General features: G+C 41.7%; 18 protein-coding genes. 9 read left to right on the top strand and 9 right to left on the bottom strand.

The annotated features are described in order from the left end of the window. Nucleotides 1-55 precede the first annotated feature (55 nt). From ACOI22_RS10830 to ACOI22_RS10820, 3 genes are all read left to right on the top strand, one after another. Complete coding sequence (locus ACOI22_RS10830) at nucleotides 56-1,366, top strand: M20/M25/M40 family metallo-hydrolase (RefSeq protein WP_420672039.1); 1,311 nt, start codon at nucleotides 56-58, stop codon at nucleotides 1,364-1,366. Between the two features lie 154 nt (nucleotides 1,367-1,520). Beyond that, on the top strand, nucleotides 1,521-3,632 hold the full coding sequence (locus ACOI22_RS10825; protein ID WP_420672038.1) for a TonB-dependent receptor: 2,112 nt from the start codon (nucleotides 1,521-1,523) through the stop codon (nucleotides 3,630-3,632). A gap of 399 nt (nucleotides 3,633-4,031) precedes the next feature. Continuing rightward, the gene (locus ACOI22_RS10820; RefSeq protein WP_420672037.1) at nucleotides 4,032-6,488 is read left to right on the top strand and encodes a hypothetical protein; all 2,457 of its coding nucleotides are present in this window, start codon (nucleotides 4,032-4,034) and stop codon (nucleotides 6,486-6,488) included. Nucleotides 6,489-6,566: 78 nt separating this feature from the next. Here ACOI22_RS10820 and ACOI22_RS10815 read toward each other — a convergent pair whose 3' ends face one another. Further along, nucleotides 6,567-7,118, bottom strand: a complete 552-nt coding sequence (locus ACOI22_RS10815) for an invasion associated locus B family protein (protein WP_420672036.1) — start codon at nucleotides 7,116-7,118, stop codon at nucleotides 6,567-6,569. A 65-nt stretch (nucleotides 7,119-7,183) separates the two neighbouring features. Further along, nucleotides 7,184-8,452: a nidogen-like domain-containing protein gene (locus ACOI22_RS10810; RefSeq protein WP_420672035.1), complete on the bottom strand. Its 1,269-nt coding sequence runs from the start codon at nucleotides 8,450-8,452 to the stop codon at nucleotides 7,184-7,186. 291 nt (nucleotides 8,453-8,743) lie between these two features. Between ACOI22_RS10810 and ACOI22_RS10805 the strand changes: the two genes are divergently transcribed. Further along, nucleotides 8,744-9,619, top strand: a complete 876-nt coding sequence (locus ACOI22_RS10805) for a delta-class carbonic anhydrase (RefSeq protein WP_420672034.1) — start codon at nucleotides 8,744-8,746, stop codon at nucleotides 9,617-9,619. Between the two features lies 1 nt (nucleotide 9,620). Here the strand turns inward: ACOI22_RS10805 and ACOI22_RS10800 are convergent, their stop codons facing one another. From ACOI22_RS10800 to ACOI22_RS10790, 3 genes are all read right to left on the bottom strand, one after another. Beyond that, nucleotides 9,621-10,319 (bottom strand): response regulator transcription factor, encoded by a 699-nt coding sequence (locus tag ACOI22_RS10800; RefSeq protein ID WP_420672033.1) that lies wholly within the window; start codon nucleotides 10,317-10,319, stop codon nucleotides 9,621-9,623. A 2-nt stretch (nucleotides 10,320-10,321) separates the two neighbouring features. After that, on the bottom strand, nucleotides 10,322-11,875 hold the full coding sequence (locus tag ACOI22_RS10795; protein ID WP_420672032.1) for an ATP-binding protein: 1,554 nt from the start codon (nucleotides 11,873-11,875) through the stop codon (nucleotides 10,322-10,324). Nucleotides 11,876-12,095: 220 nt separating this feature from the next. Further along, nucleotides 12,096-12,515, bottom strand: coding sequence for an MAPEG family protein (locus tag ACOI22_RS10790; RefSeq protein WP_420672031.1), 420 nt, complete (start codon nucleotides 12,513-12,515; stop codon nucleotides 12,096-12,098). 326 nt (nucleotides 12,516-12,841) lie between these two features. Between ACOI22_RS10790 and nagA the strand changes: the two genes are divergently transcribed. After that, nucleotides 12,842-13,981: an N-acetylglucosamine-6-phosphate deacetylase gene (gene nagA / locus ACOI22_RS10785; protein ID WP_420672030.1), complete on the top strand. Its 1,140-nt coding sequence runs from the start codon at nucleotides 12,842-12,844 to the stop codon at nucleotides 13,979-13,981. A 107-nt stretch (nucleotides 13,982-14,088) separates the two neighbouring features. Then, on the top strand, nucleotides 14,089-16,008 hold the full coding sequence (locus ACOI22_RS10780) for an alpha/beta hydrolase family protein (RefSeq protein WP_420672029.1): 1,920 nt from the start codon (nucleotides 14,089-14,091) through the stop codon (nucleotides 16,006-16,008). A 107-nt stretch (nucleotides 16,009-16,115) separates the two neighbouring features. On the opposite strand, the gene ACOI22_RS10775 is transcribed toward ACOI22_RS10780, so the two are convergent. From ACOI22_RS10775 to ACOI22_RS10760, 4 genes are all read right to left on the bottom strand, one after another. Then, nucleotides 16,116-18,725, bottom strand: coding sequence for a TonB-dependent receptor (locus tag ACOI22_RS10775; RefSeq protein WP_420672028.1), 2,610 nt, complete (start codon nucleotides 18,723-18,725; stop codon nucleotides 16,116-16,118). A 178-nt stretch (nucleotides 18,726-18,903) separates the two neighbouring features. Next, nucleotides 18,904-20,562 carry a hypothetical protein gene (locus ACOI22_RS10770; protein ID WP_420672027.1) on the bottom strand — a complete coding sequence of 553 codons (1,659 nt, stop codon included), beginning with the start codon at nucleotides 20,560-20,562 and terminating at the stop codon, nucleotides 18,904-18,906. 341 nt (nucleotides 20,563-20,903) lie between these two features. Continuing rightward, complete coding sequence (locus ACOI22_RS10765) at nucleotides 20,904-23,165, bottom strand: molybdopterin cofactor-binding domain-containing protein (protein ID WP_420672026.1); 2,262 nt, start codon at nucleotides 23,163-23,165, stop codon at nucleotides 20,904-20,906. Then, nucleotides 23,162-23,659, bottom strand: coding sequence for a (2Fe-2S)-binding protein (locus ACOI22_RS10760; protein WP_420672025.1), 498 nt, complete (start codon nucleotides 23,657-23,659; stop codon nucleotides 23,162-23,164). Before ACOI22_RS10760 ends, ACOI22_RS10765 begins: the two co-directional genes overlap by 4 nt. Before the next feature lie 259 nt (nucleotides 23,660-23,918). Between ACOI22_RS10760 and ACOI22_RS10755 the strand changes: the two genes are divergently transcribed. The 3 genes from ACOI22_RS10755 to ACOI22_RS10745 all read left to right on the top strand — a co-directional run bounded on the left by ACOI22_RS10755 (nucleotide 23,919) and on the right by ACOI22_RS10745 (nucleotide 26,183). Beyond that, nucleotides 23,919-24,443: a DUF4174 domain-containing protein gene (locus tag ACOI22_RS10755; RefSeq protein ID WP_420672024.1), complete on the top strand. Its 525-nt coding sequence runs from the start codon at nucleotides 23,919-23,921 to the stop codon at nucleotides 24,441-24,443. Between the two features lie 123 nt (nucleotides 24,444-24,566). Continuing rightward, on the top strand, nucleotides 24,567-25,160 hold the full coding sequence (locus ACOI22_RS10750) for a class I SAM-dependent methyltransferase (RefSeq protein WP_420672023.1): 594 nt from the start codon (nucleotides 24,567-24,569) through the stop codon (nucleotides 25,158-25,160). After that, nucleotides 25,161-26,183 (top strand): HNH endonuclease, encoded by a 1,023-nt coding sequence (locus tag ACOI22_RS10745; RefSeq protein WP_420672022.1) that lies wholly within the window; start codon nucleotides 25,161-25,163, stop codon nucleotides 26,181-26,183. The last annotated feature ends 6 nt before the right edge of the window (nucleotides 26,184-26,189 follow it).

Genomic DNA, 26,189 nt, shown 5'->3' with positions numbered 1-26,189 from the left:
AAGGCGTTATTATCATGTATTCTCCCAAATATTCATTTACTTATGAGCCTCCCTTATGAAAAAGCTTATTACTGTATTCGCCACCTTATCGTTTTTCATTTCTGCGCATGCACTTGCACAAGAAAACGCAGGTTTAACAAAAACAGAAACGCAACTAACTCGCTTTATTGATTCGACTAACCAGCAGGCGCTAAAAGAGCTAGAAAAAATAGTCAATATTAATAGCGGCACCATGAATTTTGCCGGTGTTGAATCAGTGGCGAACGTGCTTATTCCCGAGTTTACTGAACTTGGCTTTAATGCCTATTTTGAATCTGGCGAAGCCTTTGGGCGTGCAGGGCATTTAATAGCCAAACTTGAAGGCGGCCAAGGCCCTAATCTACTTCTTATAGGGCATCTAGATACGGTATTTGAATTAGACAGCCCATTCCAAGGCTTTGAACTGCTTGATAACAACAAAGCTAAAGGCCCGGGTATTAGTGATATGAAAGGCGGTAATCTTATTATACTGCAAGCCCTTCGAGCCCTGCATTCGGTAGGCGAGCTGCAAAACATGAATGTTATGGTAATTATGACGGGTGATGAAGAACTTAGCGGAAAACCCTTAGCATTATCAAAAAAGAGCTTAATTGAAGGGGCTAAGTGGGCCAACATTGCGCTAGGCTTTGAAGACGGTGATGGCAAATACACAACCGCGAACATCAGCCGCCGTGGCTCTAGCGATTGGACCCTAAAGGTAAGTGGCATTCCTGCGCATTCTTCACAAATATTTCAAGACGCAGTGGGTGCGGGCGCAATTTTTGAAGGCGCGCGCATTCTACACACCTTTTATGAAGAGTTACGTAGTGAAGACTTACTTACCTTTAATCCAGGCCGTGTAATGGGCGGTACAAGCGTTTCAAATAACACAAAATCTAACAGTGGTAGTAGTTTCGGCAAGAACAACGTGGTGGCTGAGTCATTTATAGTCACCGGTGATATTCGTGGGCTTTCACTTGAGCAGGTGAAGCGGGTGCAAGGAAAAATGCGTAAAATTGTGGCGCAAAACTTACCTAATACGCAGGCAGAAATTAGCTTTGGTGAAGGCTATCCGCCATTGGCGCCAACTAGTGGCAACAAAAGCTTGTTAAATATGTATAGCCAAATAAGTGAAGAGCTTGGCCAAGGTAAGGTCATTGCTGTTAACCCATTAAATGCCGGAGCTGCTGATATTTCATTTACCGCGGAATATGTCAGTAAGGCTTTAGATGGCCTTGGCTTAAGTGGAACTGGCGGGCACACCGTTAACGAAACCGCTGACCTAAACGCATTTCCTGCACAAAGCAAACGCGCCGCAATTTTAATGTATCGGCTAAAACAGCAATAATCCTGTATAAACTAAACCAAAGTATACAATAATTGACAAAGCAGCACACAATTTCACTCAAGTGCTTTAAATTTAGTAAAAAGATCATTATAGTGCGCACACTAAATAAGAATGTTTATCATTACCAATAGCATTAGTGATTGTGGAGCAGTGAGTGAAATTAAGTAAAATTACCTTGGCATTAGCGGCTTGTGTTAGTTTATACAGCCACATTGGGTTTGCCCAAGAAGCTGAAAATAAAGAAGAGAGTGTAGAGCGAATTACAGTTCGTGGTGCCTTTTTCGGACAGCAAGTTGCATCGGGTGTGAAAACCCCTACGCTTTTAGTTAACGTGCCGCAGTCGGTATCGGTTGTAAGTGCTGAGCAAATTTCTGAGCAAGCATTGTTTAGTATTGCTGATGTAATGCAATATACGCCAGGTGTAAGCGTTGGCTTGGGTGAAGATCATCGAGATCAAATTACCATTCGCGGCCAAAACACCACTGCTGATTTCTTCGTAGATGGCCTTCGTGACGATGTTCAATATTTTCGCCCCCTTTATAATCTAGAACGTGTTGAAATTTTACGAGGCGCTAACGCCTTGTTATTTGGCCGTGGCGGCGGTGGTGGTGTAGTAAACCGTGTCACTAAAGTGGCTGAATTTGGTGATGACTTCACTCGCTTATCAGCCGGTATTGATACTTTTTCTGCCGCATCAATCGCCTTAGACACCAATAAAGTTATTGATGAAAACAACGCTTTTCGTATAAACGGCGTGTTTGATTCAATTGACAACCATCGTGATTTTAAAGATGGTGAACGTTACGCTATAAACCCAACTTACACTTGGTTGGTAAATGATGATACTAGCGTAGTGGCATCATACGAATATGTGAACGACGACAGGTTGGTTGACCGCGGTATTCCGTCTGAAAACAACAAGCCAATTGAAGGATACACTGACACTTATTTTGGTGATCCTGATTTCAACAACACCACACTTGAAGCCCATATTGCTCGCGTACGCGTTGACCACTCGCTAAATCAAGACTGGAGCATAAACGGTACCTTTCAACTAGCTGATTACGACAAAGTGTACCAAAACCTATATCCAATTGGTTTTGATAGCACCGCGCAAACAGTGCGCCTTGATGGCTACCGCGACACTACCTCGCGTGAGAACCTATTGTTTCAAGCAAACGTAATTGGCCAAATTGTTACCGGCAATATCGAGCACACTCTATTAACGGGTATTGAGTATGGTAATCAAGATACCAGCAACAATAGACGCGATGCATTTTTCGAGATTTCGCAAGACGATCAAGTAAGCTTTGCATTTACCAACCCGCTAAACATTCCTGCTATGACACTTACCTCGCCGGTTCGTGACAGAGCCTCAGATGTGAGCTTTACGTCAGTATTTGTACAAGATGAAGTTAAGCTAAATGATAACTGGATAGTGGTTGCCGGCTTTAGATATGACAACTTCGACATAGACGTAAATGATGCTATTGAAGCGGCAAATGGTGCAACTGATGGTAACAATGGCCGTTTATCAAGCTCAGATTCACAAATGTCACCGCGCGCAGGACTTATTTATAAGCCTAGCGAAGAGTTAAGCTTTTATGCCAGCTATAGCAAATCATTTTTACCACGCTCTGGTGACCAATTCTTAACGCTTTCACTTTCAAGCGCAGCACTTGATGCAGAAGAATTTGAGAACAAAGAAATTGGCGTAAAATGGAACGCAAGTGACAAACTAAGCTTAACAGCAGCAGTGTTTGAAGTTGAGCGTGAAAACGGCACCGCGCAAGATCCAAACAATCCTGAAGCGTCTATTCTTACTGGAACCGAAACCGTAGGTTTCGAAATTCAGTTAGTTGGTGCGGTAACTGATACTTGGACAATTAATGCCGGCTATAGCAATTTAGACGGTGAAGAAATGGGCCGCGTAGTAGATGGCGACCTTGCCAATCGCAGCCTTGCCCAATTACCTGAGCACATGATCACGCTTTGGAACCAGTTTGCTATAAATGACCAATGGCGCTTAGGTTTAGGCTTGGTACATCAGTCTGAACAGTATGCCACCCTAAGCAATACCACTGAACTCCCTGAGTTCACGCGTATTGACGCAGCTGCATACTATGATTATAGCGAAGACTTAAGTTTTCAATTAAATCTTGAAAATGTGTTAGATGAAGAATACTTCCCATCAGCACACAATGACAACAACATTGGTACAGGCGCACCGTTTAACGCAAGAGTGAGTGTTCAGTATCAATTTTAGGCCTTAATCTTGAATTAGGTCCCAAAATATAAATGCAGTACTAAAGGCTTTATTTAGCTATCACAGTACTGCATTTTTTATGCCTGCGTGTTTTCCATCACGCAAAGTTAGGTATGATCGATCATCCCTAATTAATGTGTGTATATTTCATATCATTAAAATAATCTGAAGCCCTCAATTTATAGTGAATGCTAAGCCAAATACATAAGTGACTGTTTTCGAAGGTTGCTCCATGTTTTTTAGCATAAAGTCTAAAATATTCTAAGCGAAGATCCCACTTAAGTATTTTTTAGCATACCTACTTTCTTAGCTAACTCATCTATGCTGAAAGCCAGATAGGGAAAAGCATCATTATTCATACAGTACGGACACTATCACTTTAAAATCATAGGTTACATCATGAAACGTTTAGGTCTAATTAACTTTGGTTTAGCGATAGTAGTATTTCTCAACATGTTTCTTTTCACTGAAATGTCTAGAGCGAGCGAAACTAGCGTAAAAACTATTGGATGGGGAGGCGGCGGCGCTTTCACCAGTACAGCAGTTCACAACGACAACATTTATTTATCTTCTGACGTGGCAGGGGTATGGAAGCAAGAACAAGGGCAATGGACACCGTTTGTAGAAGGTTTAGGTAACTATAATGTTACTTCCTTAGCTGCCTTTAATAATCAACTTTTTGCAATTACTACCACAGCACTTTACGTGAGTGATGGCACTGGAAGTTGGGAGCCCGCTAACATAGCGCTTAGCACCTATAGAAGCACAACTGACCAACCTTATGCGATATCTGCAAATGGCTCACTTATGTGTATAGCGAATAGAAACCAGAAGATTGATTGCATTGATACAAGCAATCAGCACACTACTTACATTACCCCCGAAACTAATATAAAAGGTGTTTATTTTAATAAGCAAAGTAACAACGAGCTGTATTTTTTCAGTGGTTCGCAGCTATATAAACTTGATTTAACAACCCACAACAGCGAGCTAGTGCAAAGCTTCAGTGACAGTGTAGTTAGCATTGCTGATTACGGTTCACAAAGCTTGGTGGCAACTAAAAAACAAGTATTTGATATGAGCGACTTGAGCCAATCATTACTTGAAACAGGAAGTAAAAACATAGTTAACTTCTTTGTAGCTGAAGACACCGGCAACGAAGTGGTATTTATAAGTACCGGAAGCACTTGGGGTAACTATCCCGCGCGTTATGCTTTTGTTGAAAATGAATTAGTGAAAGAGCAAAGTGCTAAACGCGAATTTGATACTACATTACCGCACCGCCCGTATCAGCGTTATTTAAATAAGTTTTTAGGAATAAGTAATTTAAATGGCACCACATGGATAACTGATTATTGGGGCGTGTATCAACTAAACGTATACAACGATGACGGCGTGTCTGAATTGCGCGAAGTAACCAATAATGCCGTTAACATAGTGGCCACTGACCTAGCCATTACGAATAACAACATTTATATAAGCGCAATGGACAATGGCGTTGTAAAGATGGCAAAAGAAGTGACTAATGATGAACCTCAATTTGAAGGGGTGTCATTTTCTAGTTTGCAAGGGCATGCTTGGACACTCTTACAAGATGGCGATACCGTGCACGGAATTATTTCGCCTTGGAGTAATGCCAACGATTTCCTATTCTCATACAACGAAGTTAGTGCCGAAACAACTACCAGTGTATTAACCAACTATGATAGCCGCCCTAGTTCAGGTGCCTTTTGGGGCAACGCTTATTCTCGCCAATTAGTTAATTTTAACGGCATCACTTCGTATCGAGATGGCGTAGATGGTGGGCTTGTTAGCACCAATAGTGCACTAATGAACCCCAGCGAACCAGTGATTATTGGTGAGCGCAACAAAGTGTTCCGTTCAGTGGTAGAGCACAACGGCCTATTGTATGTTGCAAACTGTGAGGGGAGTTCCGTTATGATGGCACTAGATGAAGCGGGTGAAGTCGTGCTCACTGAGTCATTACCTAATGGTTTTTGCCCCTTCACTGCATATTCGTATGAAGATGAGCTTTATTTTTTAGGTACAAAGGGCGGCAAATCGGAAATTTATGAATATACAAACAATGCATTTAGTTTACTTATTAGTGAAGCCGTAGGCAGTGTGTTTTATCAAATGGCCGTTAATCCGCAAAATGAAAACCAAATAGTAGCGGCTACTAACAGTTGGTCGTATCAGAATAACAGTGGTTTGTTCGTATCTATTGATAATGGCCAAACATTTTTTGATAAAAGCTGCGTGCTAAGCCATAAAAATGGTGTTGTAGGAATCAAGTTTGATAACGATACCGCCTACATTTTACAAAAAGTTGGAGGCTTAAGAGCCGTTCCATCAGCTTTGTTGTTTGCCGAAGGTGAGTGCACACTAACAGTAGAAGAGCCAGCAGTAGAGGCTATAGATTTCAATACAATTAGTATGCGCGGCTATGGTTACGGGCAAGATAAAACGGGCACCATTAGTATAGAAGATGACGGTGCAACGCTTAAAATGACCGGTAACCGCTGGCGCGCAGCTAGATTAGAATATACCGTTACACCTAATACGGTTATAGAGTTTGAATTTAAGTCATCAGCTATTGGTGAAATACACGGCATAGGATTTGATAAAGACCCATCTATTTCACGTTATTCTACATTTAGTGTATTCGGCACGCAGTTATGGGGCCGCCTAGATTATAGATACGATGGCAGTGGTGAGTACCAGCAGTTTAGTATCCCTGTAGGCCAATTTTATACTGGCGACAAGAAATACCTATTCTTTGTAATGGATCACGATGTATCGCGTCCAAGTGGGGAAAGCTATTTTAAAAACGTGCGAATATTTGAGCGTGATTAATATTCATGTTCCAGTAAACAAAAGAGCGCCTTGAGGCGCTCTTTTTGTATGTAGCTAAGTTCTCACAATTAAATACGTTTACTTGCGGCTATTTTTGGTTTGACGCGCTGCCTGCTGCAGTACTAAATAGTCGTAAGCTTGGCGAAATGATGTTAAAGAAATAGGCAAAATTAATTGCTGTTGATTTTGTCTGGCGTAAGCAAATTTAGCAACAGTACCCTCAGAAAATTCATCTAACAAGGTTTGATCAATGGCTACAACAGATTGACATGCCTTCGCATTGCACTGTGATATTGGCAGCTGAATGGGGCTATTGTCATCTACCTTAATACCTAAGCCGCCTTTCATATTTATGTTAGCAGGCAAGCGTACCATCATACTTCCCAGTTTGCTTTTAAACGCAAAGTTGACTGACACACCCAGCATCACTTGTTTCGCGGCCTCATCTGCAGTTACAAGCTGGGTCATAGCGCAATTTTGTTGTCCGCATGTAACGCTCCACGAGCCAAATGTTTTGTTACTTACTATTTTGGCTTGAGCAAGGGGGGTAATTGCTAACATACCTAATGCGATGATAATCAATCTAATAACGCTTAACGCGTGTTTGGCTGTTTTTATACGTATTATCATAATTGCGGTCCTTATCATTAAAAAAGGGGCTTTATGCCCCTTTTATTTTAATGTAACTAGTTGGTTTAGCGAAGCTTACGTCTTCTAACGAACAACATCAAGCCACCAGAAAGCACTAACAATATTGCGCTTGGGGCATTCACATTAGTTGTACCATCATCTACAAATTCAGTAATAGCAATTTGATCCATGTTGATGTTGCCAGCCGCATCAAAGGTAAGGCCGGTTACAAATACTTCGCCATCAGTTGGATCAAGCATGTTGTCAACATCAATACCTAATATACGGAAACGGTCAACTGGAGAATCGAATGTATAGCTTACGCCACCTTCAAGTACTATATTGGCATCAAACCAGTCACCAAGACCCATATCCCATAACCACAAATCAAATAAATTGTCGTCAAAACCGGTTGGTAATAATACTGAAGCGATATTTGGACCGTTGTTTACAATGAAGTCATAACCTACCGCTACATCAGGGTCTATAAATATAGGCGTATTAGGGTCAATTATCTCAAACTCAAAGTTGTAAGTGGTTGGATTGCTTGGATCAATAACCGGGTATATTGGGCTTTCAGGTGTTGCGCCTGGTAAGGCACCTTCTCTAATCGCAAAGCGCCATAAGCCGGCAGTATCAGTATTACTATTGGCCGTATCAATGTTAGCAATTTCTTCTGTTTGCGAGCCTGGTACGGTAAAGAAGTTTACGCCGTCACCAGCATCATAGCCAGCCTGAGCAGGAACACCGTTTGATGCTGTACCAGACGTCCAGTTAATATCGTCATAGCGAAATTCAACGTCAAAGTTGCCCGCGCCTGTGTCTGCACGGTCAATTAATACTAATTGAAAAGTATTGGTAGTGTCAGCATTGTTACTAAAAGAACCTACTGAATCCCAGGTTACTACCATGGTGTTTTCGTCAGGTGAGCCTAGGTAAACGTTGCCGCAATCGGCACAGCGCGTGTCAACATCGCCCCAAAAAGGCGCTATCATAGGCGTGTTCGCTGTAGGAAAAGATACCGGGGTAAACGTACTTAAACTGTTTCCAAACGTAACGTTGCCATTGTTGTTGACGAAAAATCCGTTAAAGGTATCGCCGAAATAGTTAACGCCATTATCAAAACCTAAGTCACTAAATTCGTCAAAGGTAAACTCTCGGCTAGAGCCATCATCATTCTTTGACATCGCAATTTGACCAAAACCGCTTTCAGTAGAACCGTTCCACCCCGATAATAATACTGATGCCTGAGCGGTTTGAATGCTGCCCGCACTTGCTAAAATTGCGGCACTTAATGCTGCGCCGGAAAAAAAGCTACTTAATTTATTTTTCATTTCACAATCCTAGTGTTTTTTAATTTATTGCTTAAGCGAAGAGTAGTAAGTTTTTCAACTAAAACGATACACACCTTTCGCAAGGCTGCTCATAGCACAAATTGAGCCACTTTTTAAGTTAATGATTTCACGCTAGTTTTATAGGTTTTTATTTCCCAACGTAAAAAACTCCGACAGTTTTTAATCTTATTTTAATGTTTAAGCAAAGTCTTTTTCAGCTTACGTATTTAGTATTAGGACTATCAAAAAAACGCAAAAATTAGCTAACATAAAAGTGAATAAGGATTTTGTATGACTCAGTTAGGCAGTAATAAAAAGCCACTTTACGCATCACTTGCGGCCGCAGTTTTAAGTATTTGCAGCCTACCTGCAACGGCTGACGATCATAGTTCGCATAGTAAAAGCCTGATTAAAGAGCAACGAGCCTTGCTAGCAAAAAACACCGATGGCAAGGGCTTTGGCCCACAATCGCCTCGTGATATTGATGCAAAAGCAGGCGCAAACAAGCGCTTATTTGGCTATGCGGTACCCTCAACCCAAATGAACTTATGCAATATTCATTTTCATAAGAATGCTGAACACAAAGGTGGAGAATTCACCACTTACGCCGGTGATGGTGATGGCAAAGGACATAAAACTGGATTTAAGTACAGTGGCAGTTTGTCTTCGTCAGAAAGCACACCCGCGAATAACAATATTTGCGCAGGTAAAGGCGACTCTTTAATGGTGGGAGACACCATCGAGCTTCACTACGTGTATTCCTCAGCAAGTGTTACCCCAGGTCCATCGCTTGGCGCTTGCTTGGCTGAGAGCACTGTAAATCCGGGTTTGCGCGTTGAAGGGCAGGTTTTTGTACTTGTGAACGATGATGACGCATTAGATTTTGCGGATGTTACAGCAGTTGCTTCGCAAAATGGATACCATCAAGCCGTAAATATTCCAAGTAACACTGGCACACCAGTAGAGTATTTAGGTTCTACCACAGGCCCTGCTTACAACGAAAAAGCGTCACCCTTACAGGTTAGTTGGAGCGTAAGACCCAAAGTAGCAAAAGTTGATATTAATAGCGTGGGTGAGTGGTGCGAAAGCAATATCTTCAATGAAGACCACGCCCATGGGGTGCGAAACTTGGTGGTAAACGAAAAGCTTCTTTCACCTATTAATTAGTCTACAATTCATGGGAAGCTTGGGTCTTTGTACCCAAGCGATATCCGTTGCCCCTTAAGGTTTGAATCACAATATTCTTATCAGCATCCAGCCGCTTTCTTAAGCGACTTATATATACATCAACAATATTGGTATTTGGGTCACTGTAGGTCTGCCATACGCGGCTTAATATACGCTCTCTAGATAGCACTTTATTTTTATTTTCGAGTAAATAATGCAGCAATTCAAATTCTATTTTTGTAAGGGCGAGTTCGTTACCGGCCAACTTCCCAATACGTTCATCAAGATATAATGTAAGTTGTGATATCCCAACAAGGTCTTCATTTTTAGGGGCACGTTGAACAGCGCATCGTTTTAAAGCAAGAATGCGAGCCAGTAATTCATCAAAATCGAAAGGCTTACATAGGTAGTCGTCAGCACCGGTTTGAAGGCCCTTTACGCGTTCACTGACTTCGTCTAAAGCGGTTAACATTAAAATCATCGGGGCATTTGGTAAGCTTTTAAGAGCAGATACAATGGATACACTGTCTTCGTCGCCAAATAGCCTATCAAGCACCAATATTTGAGGTGAGTGCTTTTTCACATAAGGAAGCACTTCATGAAGATAATTGACGGAACTACATTCATATCCTTCAGATTTTAGACCTTTTTCCAAAAATCGTAAAAGAGGTAGTTCATCGTCTGCAATTAGTATTTTCATATTTATTTTTCTAATGGTAGGGAAATAGTAAAAGTGGAGCCTTCACCTTGTTTAGAGCTTACGGTGATGTTTCCTTTGTGCGCCTCTACAATTGCTTTTGCAATGGGTAAGCCGAGTCCAACACCTTCATTGTGCTTACTAAATCGAACAAAACGCTCAAATATATTTTCAATTTCGGCGCCACTTATCCCTTGTCCTAAGTCTGACACTGAAATATACGCATGTTCGCTGTCATGCCAAGTACTAACATTTATTGAGGCACCACTTGCCGAATATTTATTTGAGTTGTCTAGCAAAATTGAAAGTACTTGTTCTATTCTTTGTGCATCAATACGTACTTTTACCTGTTTCGTATCACTAGGTATTTCAAGCAAAATATTACGCTTGGGACACAGTTTTCGCCATTTGTGCACTTCAGATACCACTATAGGTTCAATAGGGGTACTCGCCAACGATAAGTGCAACTGCGTCATTTCAGCCCGGGTTAAAAGCAATAAGCTATCTACTAAATGACTTAAGTTAATCGCTTGATTTAAAATCACATTTAAGGTGTCTTTATATTCATTTTCAGAAATCGACTTCACTCGCAGGGTAACTTGAGCTTCTCCTCTAATTATAGTTAGAGGAGTGCGCAGTTCATGTGAAACATCCGCAATAAATTGTCGACGCCGAGAATCAATTTTAGTGAGCTGAAAATTAGCTTGTGTGAGTTCACTTGTACGCTGCTCTACTTGAAATTCAAGCTCTTTGCGAGATTTCGCCTCGTACTGTTCATGCTCTTGTAAGCGCTTGGCTAGCTGGTTAATAGACATAGCTAATTGCTGAAACTCGCTATCTAAAGTAGCTGAAATAGGCTCACGATAATTGCCGTTAGCAATGGTATTCGTTGCCCCTTGGATGAGTGCTAATGGTTGGTATAGCTGATGAAACAACCAATAGCATGCATAGCCGATTAAAGGCACAACTAATACACCTAAAATGAGCGTAAACCAAACAATAGCCGTATTTAAGGCGTTAATTCGCGCATTAATACTAGCAACAACTTTACCTTGGCGGCTTTCCGCCGCATTAATAGCTTCTCTAAATTCATTGTCGATACTTTCTTCAAGTAGGCTGCGCAAGTCTTGTTTTTGCGCAATGGGTACACTGTTTTTATTATCAACAATCTTCTCAAATTTGTTAATAATATTGTTGATCAAGGCTTCAAGTTCATCAGTATCTTCAATGGTTCCTATGGTCGACTCTTCCCCCAATGCCTCACGCTGAAGCAACTCTAAACGGCGGATATTGGTAATTGCGGTTTTAATTTTTGTTCGCTTTTTTCTCACGTTTGCTTGGTTGGCGTTTTCTCCAAAAATAATTTCATCGGTGAGTTGTTTGAATAGGCGATAAGAGGTATTCGAAAGTTGTTGATGCTCACTTAACAAAGACTGAGCAATAGTGCTTTGTTCTAAGTTTTGCCGCGTTAAATGAGCTGAAATGGCAGTGGAAGCCAAGGCAATTAAAAGAATGAAAGACGTGCCAAGACCAAAAAAGAAAAGTTTTTTCTTATACATAGCGCAAAAGGTTCACCGTGTTATTTGCAGCAATACTGCGGGGAGTGTGTGAAATTGAGCATTCATCATTAAGCAAGGCTTACGCTGCTTAAAAGAGTGTAAACCGCCCTGATTACATTGTTTATATGACCACAGTGCGGTGCTATTTTCTAGCTTTTTTTACTAGTGCCTACCGTTATTAGGTAGCGCAAAACCCACTAAAACTTACTGCTTGCACCTATTAATATATAAAGCGCATACCAAGCAGACCTAGCATAACAATGTTTGCAATAAGCCCAATTAGAAAAAAGTACGTGCGTGGGCTAGGATTTTTTTCAGTAGCAATAACGTAATACAAGGCCATATGTACAAGCCTAGCGCTTACATATACCCAAATACATATAGCAAATAACGCGCTTTGGTAATTAATAGTAAAAGCAAATAGCACTGTCCCTACAAATAATGCACTGTTCTCTAGCGTGTTGTGAAAAGTACGATGAGCTCTAAAAATAAAACTGCTGTGTGATAACGATTCATCAATTTTACCTGGCACAGCGTTTGCCTGCTTAGCTTTGCTTATTGTAGCAATGCCCCACTGAAGTAGCAGCATAAGTAAGTATACGTAAAAGGCTAGGTAAGCTGAAAATGCGATGTCTGTCATGTGAAAATCCTAGTTTAACTATTTACAGGATACTAGCAAAATAGGTTCCATAGTTAATTTGTTGATTTATCTATGCTTTTTCATAATTAGGCCAGTGGTTAGTGTAATTTTTGCAAACAATTAAGTAATTTTACGCGCTTAGGTGCTGGCTGCTTAGCTGCGTTTAATTGCCTGTTGATATATGACTTATCATTACAATTGTGTCACGCCACTTTAGTTTAATGTTATCCTTTGTGGGCTTAAAGGTCACAAATTCTGACCGTGGCAAAGTAAGCTAAATTCCTCGGCAAACATAGATTGATTATGACATTAAGGGTATACCACAAATGATCAAAACAGTGATAAATGGCAATATATTCGATGGCGAAGCGCTACTTGATGGCTATGCTCTTATTATTGATGATGACACCATTACAGATCTTATTCCCCAAGCTTCGTTGCCTAAAGATTTACCCATTGGTTTAGACCTAAAAGGGCAAACCTTAGCGCCCGGGTTTATTGATTTACAAGTGAATGGTGGAGGCGGTGTTATGTTTAATTCAGCCCCTAGTGTTGAAAGCTTAAAAATAATCGCTGATGCTCACCGCCAGTATGGCAGCACGGGTATTTACCCTACTTTAATTACTGATAGCTTTGACGCAATGCGAAAAGCTATTGCTGCGGTAACTCAAGCAATAGATGAAGGCGTTGATGGCATATTAGGGATTCATCTTGAGGGGCCATTTCTTAATCCAGAACGCAAAGGCGCGCATGCGCAAGAAAAATTCTGCATCATAGATGACGAAGGTTTTGATATTGTGACGTCGTTGAGCAAGGGCAAAACGCTGATTACTATTGCGCCTGAACTCACTTCTCCCAGCATGATAAGTAAAATTGTTGAAGCAGGTGTAGTGGTTAGTGCCGGGCATAGCAGCGCTAACTTTGATGAATGCGAGCTTGCGCTTAATGCCGGTTTAAGTGGTTTCACTCATCTGTATAACGCAATGACGCCTTTACAAAGCAGAGCACCCGGCATGGTTGGGGCCGCATTGGCAAATGAGAACTCATGGTTTGGTATTATTGCTGATGGTTTCCACATGCACCCTGCTGCATTTAAAGTTGCGGTGTCGGCTAAGCAGAAGGGCGGTGCAATTTTAGTGACTGACGCTATGTCAACAGTTGGCTCTAAAAGCAAATCTTTTGTGCTTGATGGGCAAACCATACACGCTATAAATGGACGCTGTACAAATAGCGAAGGTTCGTTGGCTGGTTCTGACCTTAATATGAATGCAGCGGTGAAGAACGCAATAAAGTTTGCGCACTTAGACTGGACCGAAGCGGTTCGTATGGCTTCTGTTTATCCAGCTATAGCCATGGGTATTGACAATGAAATGGGATATTTGAAGGCTGGCTACAAAGCAAATGCGGTTTTACTTGATCAGCATTTGAATGTAGCGGGTACAATCGTAAACGGAAAATTTACATAGAAATAAAATCAGCATGTATAAATTCGCAAAAACAAAAAAGCCCCGCAAAGGGGTTTTTTGTTATATGATTTAGCGCTGTAGTAGAAAAAATAAAATGGAATTTATATATGCGTGCGCTCCTGTTAACTATTCTTTTGGTTTGCGTTTCACCTTTTTTGTATTCACAAGCTCAGCAACTCCCCTTCAGTACTTACGGCAATTTAGAAAGCAAAAGTATGTATGCCGTTTCTCCATCAGGCAAGTATGTAGCCTTTCGCCAAACCGACGCAAAGAGTAAACGCGACCTAGTATTGGTAGTTGACGCATTAACGGGCGAATTAATAAATGGAGTAGATGTAGCAGAGGTCAACCCAAACGAGCTTTATTTTGTTGCTGAAGACAAACTTATTATGGTGGTAACACAAAACAAAAAGATTGGCGGGTACGATGGGCGCCACGAAATAAGTTTTGCCTTTGCCTTTAATGTATCAACGTCATCACTTTTTCAAATGATGGCTGCTAAGGGCGAAAAACTCACTCCTGGACAAACTCGATTAGGTACAGTCTTGGGTATTTCGCACGACAAAAAGTATGCGTTTATGCCGGCATATGACACAGACGGTGACTACAATTTGTATCGGGTTCGTTTAGATAAACGATCGAGCCCTAGAATTCATAAACGAGGAACCCGCGATACTATTGATTTTTTCGTGGGGGCTAATGATGAACTAATTGCTCGAGAAAGCTATAACAATAAAAGCAATAAACACTCTATCCAATCGTATTTAAGCGGCAAGTGGGTAGATGTGTTTGAGCAAACAACTGACTATATAACTACAGGGTTTGTAGGCATTGCGGCTGATCAAAAAAGCCTAGTTATGTCTAAAACAGGTGAAAATGGCTTACGTGCTTATTATTCGCTTTCACTTATTGATGGCTCTATTAGTGAACCGCTTTTTAGTAATGAACAAAAGACGGTTGAAAGCCCAATCACTGACATAAACCGGGTGGTGCACGGCGCACAATATGCTGGGTTTAAGCCAACGTATGAATTTTTTGAACCGAAACTAAATGCTAGGTTACGCGGCCTTGCCAAAGCACTGCCAGAATTTACTTCGCGCATTGTTGATTACACTGATGACTGGGAAAATATAATTTTTTATGCTGATGGTGAAAACAATGCAGGAAGCTACTTAATGTATAAGGCTGGCGCATTGTCAATATTAGCTAAAACTCGCCCCAATATCCCAGTTGATGGCATTGCCAACGTAAAAATACACGAATACAAAGCAAGAGACGGTGTGCTGATTCCTACACTATTGACCTACCCGAAAAATATAGAAGCTAAAAACTTACCCGCAATTATGATGCCGCATGGAGGGCCAGAATCTTACGACAAAATGCATTTTGATTATTTGGCTCAATACTTTGCTAATAGGGGGTATTTGGTTATTCAACCCCAGTTTAGAGGGTCTACAGGGTTTGGTGCGCGTCATACTCTTATTGGACGTGGTGAATGGGGCCGAAAAATGCAGGACGATTTAAGTGACGGCGTAGAACATCTGGCGAGTATGGGTGTTATAGACCCCTCGAAGGTATGTATTGTTGGTGCCAGTTATGGTGGCTATGCAGCGCTTGCTGGTGCGGTATTTACCCCTGACCTATATAAATGCGTAATTGCTATTAATGGCGTGTTTGACCTGCCACAAATGCTACGTTCAGAACGCGCATCGTACGGAAGAAATCATTGGGTAATCGCATATTGGGATGACGTAATGGCCGGTGGCAAGTTTGATAAAGACCATCTAAATGCGATATCACCTATTAATCATGCAAGCAAAGTAAAAGCCCCCGTTTTGCTGGTGCATTCAAGCTACGACAAAGTAGTGCCATGGCAACAATCAGATGATATGTTTGATGAGCTAGAAGATGCTGAAAAAGATGTCACATTTGTAAAATTAGAAAAAGGCGATCATAGTTTGAGCAGCGCTGAAACCCGACTAAAAGCGATGCAAGCCATTGATACATTTATGCAGAAACATATGTAAGACAAGGCTATTGCTAAATACCATTACTGAATAAATTGAGCGAAAAAAAAGGAGATTTACGTATAAATCTCCTTTTTTATTATTGTTTAAGTTACATACTTACGTTATTAAAACTTATAGGTAGCTTGCGCATATAAGAAGCGCCCTTGACCACTATGAACCGACTGAACAAAGCCAACAAATTCATGATGGCTAAACGGTGGTTCTTCGTTGAACAAGTTTGTTGCACCTACAGTTAAGGTCGTATTTTCAATACCACGGTAGTTCACCACCACATCAACGGTAGTCATCGCATCAATGGTTTTGTCACCAAAGCCTGAATCAGCATCGCCATCAAACTCACCTATATAGTTAATAGCAAGCGTAGCGCTTATATCATCTTTCATCCAGTCAAGTGAGGTGGTATGACGAACTTCTGGCTGCTCAAACTCACCTTCTTGTAAGTTCAAACGTTTTCCGCCACTTGCGTCAGGGCGATATTCTTCAAACTTAAGAACGTAGTTCATCACAAAACCAAACTTGAAGTCACCCATGTCATTACTTAAGCGGTAACCTAAGTCTAAATCAAGTCCAGTGGTTTCTAAGTCGCCAATGTTTTGGAATGAATCAAAAATTTGAACAACTTCGCCTGGATCAGATGGGTTAGATGTTGGGATACGCTCTACTATGCTTGAGTCATTACCAAAGTTAGTGAGTACAAACTGCGTATCTGAATCAATAATGTTTTCAATATCATAGCTATAGTAATCAAGTGAGAAATCTAAATCTTCAGTTACTTCATAAATCACACCTAAGTTATAACTGCTAGACTCTTCTGGACCTAAGTCAGGGTTACCTGCAAACACCGCCGTATATTCTTGAGGTTGGCAAGCAATATCAACGGCATTACAACGTATTGTGTCGACGAGGTTAGGTGATTCGTCAGTTCTGCCTAAACCTAATTGATGCAATGAAGGCGCTCTAAATGCGGTACCGTATGAACCACGGAATGATACATTTTCTAAAGGTGCCCATAAGAAAGATACTTTTGGATCGGTAGTAGTACCAAAATCACTGTAATCTTCGTGGCGAACCGCAAACTGTACTTCAAGTTCGTCTAGCACTGGAATCGCAAATTCTGCCGCAATTGCGGTACTATCACGCTGTCCATTTGCTTGCGTGGCTTCTGTACCAAATACTTCGCCGCGTAAAAACTGATCATCAGGATTATCACTAATTGATTCCTCACGATACTCCGCTTTTAGAGCAAGCATAATATCGCCACCCGCTATTTCCATAATAGGGCCAGAAATCGTTGCATCTACAGTACGATTCGTTGATTTACCTATACGGGTAGTGGTGGTTTCAATAAAGTCTAAAGACTCTTGTGAATTTGATGAGGGTTCAAACGGGTTCCATAACTCGCTATCAATGGCTTCTTGAACACGGCGAGAGTTAGGAAAACCGTCTACACCACGCTCTACTGATTCACTTTTAATATAGCTGTATGCTGCTTCCCAGTTCCAAGTATCAAATTCGCCACTTAAACCTAAAATAGTGCGGTAGTAATCAGTATCAACACGTTTTTCACGATTACCAATATCCACCGTACGGCGTCGCATAGTTAAGTCTTGCTGGTAATAAATACTGCTTGGGTCATCTGCGAAAGGATGATTGGCGTTGTCACCATCCATAAATAGCTCGTCAAAACTTGGGCTACCTGCACCGCGCACAGTAGATTTTGCGTTTTGTCCGTTAAAATCAATAAATGCGCGTAGCGAGTCATTAATTTCGTAGCGCCCTAAATAGTTAAAACTAAAGCGTTCTGCATCAGGTACCATGGTCATTACTGGCGCATAATCATAGCGGCATATATTTGCTGCGCGGTCTATGTCTTCTGGTGCGCAGGTGTCATTGCCAAACTCGTCAACAATACGTGCCGTTGGATCAGAGCGAAGCGCAATTGTACCTGGGATACCCGCTGAACTTCTAAAATCTACCGCATCTGGATCGTTAGGGCGCAGGGCCGCTTGGTTGGCTGAACGTGAGTATGATCTATCTGCATACAGTACTTCTTCACGATCAAAGTAATCGAGTATAAATGTGTGCTTGAAGTCGTCGGTTCCGGCGCCCCAAATAATACTTACGTTTTGCTCTGTACCGCCACCATCAGCAGTAGAGCCATATTTAGCTGATATTTCAGCGCCTTCAAAGTCATCTTTTAATACAACGTTAATAACCCCGGCTATTGCGTCTGAACCATAGGTAGCTGATGCGCCGTCTTTTAATATATCAACACGGGCAATGGCTGAAAGCGGAATATTGTTAATATCAACAAAAGCAGTATCTATCCCTTTTGCAAAAGGTGAAACCGATACACGGCGTCCGTTAATTAATATTAAGGTTGAATCAGCCCCTAAGCCTCTTAAGGAAACACTAGAGCCACCATTTGCGGTGTCATCTGAACTGTTACCTTGTGTAGAAAAGGTACCTTGGCCTGAAATAGGCAATTTAGTGAATAAGCTGATTAAATCGGTAACACCGGTATTGGCTATTTGCTCTGCGTCAATTGACGTAAGAGGCGATGGACCCGCCATATCGGTTCGCTTAATTAATGAGCCGGTAACGCTAATTCGCTCAACGGTTTCTTCTTCTGTTTGTGCAAATACATTATTACAGCTTAACGCAGCAGATACCGCTGCTGCGGTGACTGCTATTTTCAACATGGTGTGTTTCATTGTAATTTCCCTTTTTATTATGTGTATTCACGATACTCTGTGAACTTTATTTTTAGCAAGCTACTGTTTTATAACAGTATATATCTTATACCATAGCAAAAAAATAAACGCTCGTTTAATTTTTGCACAGTGTAAAATGAAGTGTAAACAGTTATGTAAAGCTATTAAATACAGGTAATTATTTTGTAAATTTGGGCTCATTTGAGCGCGCGGCCTGCTCAACCTCTTGCAAAAAAGCGGGCTTTTCGCCGGTCATTTCCCAAGTGGCTAATGCCATAGGAATTCCACCTACTGCATTTAACTCATCAAAAAATGTTTTCAATGAAAATTTTTGTCCATTTTCTTCATCAAGCTTGGCTTTCTTTGCAATGCTTTTTTCCAGCAAAGCTTTACCCGTCACATAACTGGTGCCATATCCGGGTTGGCGTAAATAAAGGTGTTGTTCAAATATCAATAAATCAGGCTCGGTTTTCATCCAGCCGCGGGGGGTATAATCCATGTGTATTTGGCCAGCCTCTTCCATGGTCATTTCATTGGCATGAGCATATAAAGAGCCTAGTCCTCTGGCCGCTCTTTGCGCCAACATTATCCATACAATTTCGCGAGCGCGTGGGTTTTCATCATACAAACCCGCTTGCATAAATACCTCTTCAACTGCGGTAGCCGTACCTTCATTTTTGCTATCAAAAATATTGTATAGCAGGCTGCCTTTGCGCAAAGTACGCGGGTTAGGATCGTTCTCCATAATGGCAAGTTCAAACCAATGATAAAAGTGAGAATAAAGGGGAGTTGGGTCAAAATGTGTGCCTATGTAGAAAAAATTGCGGGTTTCTACGGGTATAAATTTCCCTAAACGTTCGTACAAAGCGGGTTTAAAATAATCAGCAACGGTGACTATATTTTTTTCATCTAAAAATTTAAGAAAATAATCAGCAGAACGCTCGGCTAGCGCTTCGTATTCTTCTTGGTTTTTAACCGCAACAAGTTGTGGCAAATCTTGGTTTCTTTGCTCTTCAAGCTTAAGTGAGTACCAAGCTCGGTCAAGTTCTCTTTCAAGTAGGCGAACTTCATCTTTCCATGACATTGGCACTAAGTGAACGTGTTGTTGATACCACTGGTAATTAGCCTTTCCTAAGCCAGATGGCGCGGTTTTTTTGGGGCTTTGTTCGTGCAACCATGCGGCAAATTCAAAACTTGATGTCATGGCTTGTTCATGCACCTCAATTAGTTGTTTATTGTTACTTGCTTTAATGTCAGCACTAATACTTTTTAGTACGTCATATTGCTCAACTATATCGCGTATTCCGGCTACCCAAAGCTCTCTGGCATTGCCTGTTAAGTTACCTTTTGCTTGCGCTTGTAAAGGTGCTATGCGCGATAAATCGCTTATTAAGCGCTCTTGCTCACTTGCGCTAAGAGGAAAGCTGTACGTCCATAATTCGGTTACGTAGTGTGGTGTTGGGCCTTCATGTGCTGGCACATCGCTCTTGTAGGTCCATACCTGTTTATAAAAGGCTGGGTCACGCCCCCATGGTTTTAATACTTGTTCAATAAATTCATAGCCGTTCAGTTCCGCTAGCATTACAAACCAATCTATTTGCTGGGGAAGCGTCCATTGTGAATAATCTAAACTAAGAAGCTGCTGTTTAAATTGCGCCCACTGGGCGTGGCGGGCTTCAAATGTAGTTTTACGGTAATCGGGTGCGTTTTTATAAAGCGGGGCTAACTCAAATGCTCGCCACTTTTCAAACAAATTTTCTAGTTGCTCAAAGCTATCTTTCGCTAGGGCACTGCAAGATACAAACAACAACATAATCAATACACATGTTTTTTTCACTGTGTTTTCCTTAAGAGTAGTTGGGTAGCTCAATGTAGCTAGAGCTGTTTGGAGGGTGTTCTTTTTTTATACCATAGCAGTTTTTTTGTTGTTACATCAATGTATTACAACAATTAATTTTAGCCATGCTTGTAAAGTATTTTGAAGTAAAGGGCTAGCGTTTATTGTTTCTCGCTTGCGGCTCTTCTAAGCAAGCCTTAGGTGTGGTGGGTAACTGCGTTTTTAGTTTCATGTGCGAAAGGGGGTATTCAATTAGCTGAACAACAAAAAAGGCGCGCATTCTTGCAAATTGAATGCGCGCCTTAATCAGTATTAAAGTAATAAGAGTTTAGCTTATAAAGCTAGGCTTTTAACTGATCCCCAATTGGCAAGTGCCTAATACGTTTTCCGCAAGCTGCAAAAATTGCATTGCATAAAGCCGGCGCGTAAACAGGCGTTGCAGGTTCTCCTACTCCAGCCGGTGGTGCGTCACTAGGAATAATTTCTACGTCTATTTCCAGTGGGCTGTCACTCATTCGAGGCACTCTGTAATTATGAAAGTTACTTTGCTCGGCTTTACCTTCTTTAAACGTAATGCCTTCACTAATAGCAGCGGTGATCCCATAAATAGAGCCGCCTTGCACTTGGTTAATAACGGTGTCGGTATTAACTACCGTGCCTGCATCAATACTTACCCATGATTTTATTATCTTTAATTCGCCGCTATCAGACACCTCTACCTCAACTACTGTAGCCACATAGGTTAAGAAGCTTCTGTGGGCGGCAATGCCTAAACCACGGCCTTTAGGCAGTTCTCGGCCCCATTTGCTCATGTCAGCTACCTTTTCAATTACGGCGCGCAGCTTTCCTATATCTAGAGGGTATTCTGCTTTATCAGCGCCGTAGTTGTCGTAATCAGCGTTTTGTTCTGAAACATCTAAAATACGCGGGGGCCCAATGGTTTCGAGTAAGTAGTCTTTTTGGTCACGCCCCCCTTTGTGGGCCGCTTCAGCAATAAATGACTGAATAGAAAACGCATGAAAAATATTGGATACTGAACGCATCCAACCAATACGCGTTTTTGCCGGCGCTTCACCATTTTCCAACTTCATATTGGGGGTGTTAATGGGGTTATCAGTAAAACCTAAGCGCAATTCAAAACCCATTGCAACTGTAGCGTTTTCTTGAAAGGTAGACGCTATTGGCGAGAATGCCGTGCGGTGAAGATAGGCTTCTATCGCCCCTTTCTCATTAAGAGATGCCTCAATATGTTGAGCGGATACAGCATGATAAAAGCTATGCTGAATATCGTCTTCGCGAGTCCATTGTACGCGAATAGCTTTGCCGGTTTTCATTGAGAGATAAGCCGCTTCTGCCGAAAAATCGGGCTTAGATTTACGTCCGAACCCGCCCCCTAGCATAGTAACGTGAACATTAATTTGTTCTTTAGGCATACCTACCATGGTACCCACCGTTTGCATATCGGCTTGCGGGTTTTGTGTGGCGGCCCATACGTCTACGCGGTCTTTGTAATACATTGCGGTTGCACAAGGTGGCTCCATAGGAGCCTGCGCTAAATGAGGCGCGTAATATTGCGCCACTAATTTGTTTTCGTCTTTAGCGTTGGCTAATACGCTTGACGCGTTGCCTAATTCACGCACCGAGGCTTGCGAGCTTGAAACCGTTGCAAGTAATTCGTCTTTGAAGGTGTTTGAGTTGTAATCACCATTCTTGCCGTTGTCCCACTCAACGGTTAATACACGGCGAGCTTTTATGGCCGCCCACGTGTTTTGTGCCACTATGGCAATGCCGCCTTTGGGTTGAAACAATGGCGCACCTTGCGCAGCAGGCATTTCAATAATATCAACAACACCTTCAATGGCTTTGGCTGCTTTTGCGTCAAAGCTTTTTACTTTGCCGCCTACCACGGGTGGGCGCACTATCATGGCAATTAGCGCTTTAGGTGCTAATACATCGGCAGCGAAAGTGGCTTTACCGGTAACAATGTCTTTTAAATCAATGTGCTCCATGGCGGTATTTATATAGCGCCATTCACTGCGTTTTTTCAGGGTAAGGCTTTCGTTGCCAGGTGGAGTAATGCTAAGTGCATCGTTAACTAATTCAGCATATTGCAGAGTTTTGCCTGAACTGTGGCTTACGGCATGTTGCTGCGCGGTGCATTGGTCTATAGGTACGTTCCAGCGCGCGGCGGCAGCTTGTTGCATAAGGTAGCGAACACTAGCGCCCATTTCACGCAAACGCTGCATATTATAGCGAATACTTCTAGAACCATCGGTGTTTTGATCACCGTATTTTAAATCACCCTTACCCTGAATCACCACTACTTTGTCCCAGGCAGCTTCCATTTCATCAGCCACAATTTGGGCTATAGCAGTTCTAATTTGCTGGCCCATTTCAGAACGATGACAGGTAATTTCAACTATGCCGTCAGGGCGCAGTGCAACAAATAAATTGGCTTGTTTAGCTGCTTGCGAAGGTTTTGCTAGCACGCCCGCCATTGCACGCGGAGCTGCTCCAACAAAGCAAGTGCCTAGCACAAGCGCACCAGCGGCTGCGCTTGATTTTAAAAATCCTCGGCGGTCTAAATCAAAATATTTACTCATGCGTTTTCTCCTGCTTTTTCAGGAACGTAATATTCAACACCCGCCATTGCTTTTGATGCCGATTTAATGGCCTTATGAATGCGCGGATATGTGCCGCATCGGCAAATGTTACCCGACATATTCTGCACAATTTCTTCATCGCTAGGATTTGGATTACTTGCTAATAAACTAGCGGCTTGCATCATTTGGCCGCATTGGCAAAAACCACACTGGGGAACTTTGTGTTCTATCCACGCTTCTTGAACCGGATGATCACCATTTTCACTTAAGCCTTCTATGGTGGTTATTTTACTACCGGCAACGGCAGAAAGGGGGAGTATGCAAGAGCGCTGAGCTATGCCGTTAATATGCACTGTACAAGCCCCGCATTGGGCCATACCGCATCCAAATTTAGGGCCGGTGAGTTGCAGTTCGTCGCGTAGGTACCAAAGTACAGGGGTAGAAGGGTCGCCCGCGAACTCACGAGTTTCACCGTTAACGGTAAACGTAATCATGATGTAATCTCCATTTTTATGGGTAAACGATTGTGGCCCACTTTGCATAAAAAGCCTTGCTCAAAGTGTACGTACTGCACAATTAACAATTTAGTTCAGTGATGGCTTATATTTTATAGTGGCTTAGTTACTGTTTTAATAACACGCACACAGACTAACATGAAACTTACTTACATTCTCATTCCGCTTACCCACTTTAAGTGGATCGAAAACCTGCGGGCTAGGGTATAAAAAAATACCAATAATTGAGGATGCCAAAATGACGCCATATTTAAGCTGTGTACGCGTATTCGCAAAAGCCATTACTTTTATGGCTTATTTCTTCGCTTTGCTAACTAACACGGCCCATGGCCATGGCATAAATGCCAACAACACTGAGCCTGCAAGTTATGATGAATGCACCGAGTTAGCCTGCCTGAAGTGGGAAAATCGAATTGTAATAACTAGCCAAAAGCCAAGCTTGGCAAGCACTGAAACAAGCTTGATGGCTCAGCAAGAAGCATTACTTGAGCGAAAGTTGCTGATATTTGCAGTAAACCGCGAAACAAACACGGTTTACTTATATAAAGCCAAGCGAAGCAGTGAAGCAAGTAAGGCGAAAATGGAAGCTTCATGGTATTTGGTGAATAGCAAATTAGCAAAAGAGCTGCGCGAAAGAATAGGTGATTTACACACCGTGCTAATTGGGCTTGATGGCCAAAGCAAGGTAAGCTACGAAGGCTTACGCTTTAATGAAATTTACCGAGATATTGACGGCATGCCAATGCGCATATTCGGCGGATGATGCAAAGGGCTTTGGGTGTCAGTGTTTAAATATGATTAAGTTAGGTGTATGGTCGGTACTTGATTAAAGAAGCAATAACCAAGCTTATAAACTAAGAAGTAATTCGCTGGTAAGAGTAAGCTCATGAACAACAACCTAGTGTTTTATGCAAATAATATCGATGCCTTGGTAGAACAATACGACAATGCTTTATTTGAATCTGTTCATAAAAGTTGGCTTAGTTATTTGCCGCAAGAAGGAACTGTATTAGATATAGGTGCTGGCTCAGGAAGAGACGCTCGCTTTTTTGCAAAGCAGGGCTTAACTGTATATGCCTGTGAGCCGGTTTTACCTTTGCTACTGAAAGCGAAAGAAAACGCAACCGAACATGATATAACTTGGTATCAAGATGACTTACCCCTTTTAACGCAAACCCAGGCTCTTAAAAAGAAGTTTGACTTAGTACTATTAAGTGCCGTTTGGATGCACTTATCGCCTAGTGAAAGGTTAGTATCAATGCGCAATATTGCATGTTTACTCAATGCCGGTGGAAGGCTAATAATTACATTACGGCATGGCAACTTTAACGATGGCAGAAGTGCATATTCGGTAAGCGCTACTGAGGTGAATGAACTGGCTAAAGCCAACGGTTTGTTGGTGTTACTCACAACTGAGCGGGTAAAAGACGAGTTGGGCCGAAATGATATTCATTGGCAAACATTAGTATTAGAGAAATAAATGGAAGCGCTTTATAAACATCAAATTGATTTTATTTCCTATATGCAGCGTTTGCTGCAAGAAGGGGATTTTTCATCGACTTACAAGTTTGCTTTTTTGCATGCCTTAGCGGATATATGCATTGAAAAGGATGTTCCGAATAATGGTCGGTTAATGATTTCATTAAATGAAATAGTGGAAAAACTGATTTTACTTTATTGGCAACACGCTAAACCATTTTTTTCAGAAACTGGCCCGCAACAACAAGGCGGCATTTTGTTACAAAACTCGGGTAAACAAGCCAAAATTATTGCCGACATATGTGAGCTTCAAAGAAGTGGTGCAAATAATCTGAATCAAGCGAAGTCATCCCCCCTGTGGCCTCAAATTTATCGAAACACTATGCGCACTTTAAAGGAAGGGCCGCTTTGGCGCTTACAAGTTTTGTCGAAGGTGGAAGAGTGTTATTTGTTTTTGCATATAAAAAACAGGCCTTATATTGAGTTAAACACCGGCATTGCAGACTGCTTTCGCATGTTTCATGACTTAGTCGTTCAGTTTTCACGCCAAGGCTGGATAGAAAAGGTCTCTAAAATTCAAGAAAATCAACAAGTAATAGGCCGCGCAGGTGAGCTTTCAGACTTCCTATTTGGTACGTCAAGGGTGTCGTTAAAGTCAGCATCAAACTTATTAAAAGACATCCAAAAGGGAAATTGTTTTTACTGTAAAAAGCCGCTTAAAGGCAATGCCGAAGTTGACCACTTCATTCCTTTTACAAAGTATAACAATGATTTAGGGCATAATTTTGTGCTCGCGCATAAAGCGTGTAACAACAATAAACGAGACTACTTAGCCGCGCCTGAGCACAAAACTAAATGGCAAGAACAAAACCTAGTGGTAAATGACAAGCTAATTACCAACGAACTTGGTACGTACTTCACGTGTGATGCACAAAGAGCCTCACACGTAGCTGATTGGGCTTACCATATAGCAGAAAAAAATGGCAGTAAGTACTGGTTAGCCAGTAAAGATGTTTTCGTTTAGTTGTGC

This window comes from Glaciecola sp. 2405UD65-10, from assembly GCF_048820975.1.
In the GTDB taxonomy this organism is placed as follows: Bacteria; Pseudomonadota; Gammaproteobacteria; order Enterobacterales; family Alteromonadaceae; genus Glaciecola.
This window is presented reverse-complemented; position numbering and strand designations above follow the sequence as displayed.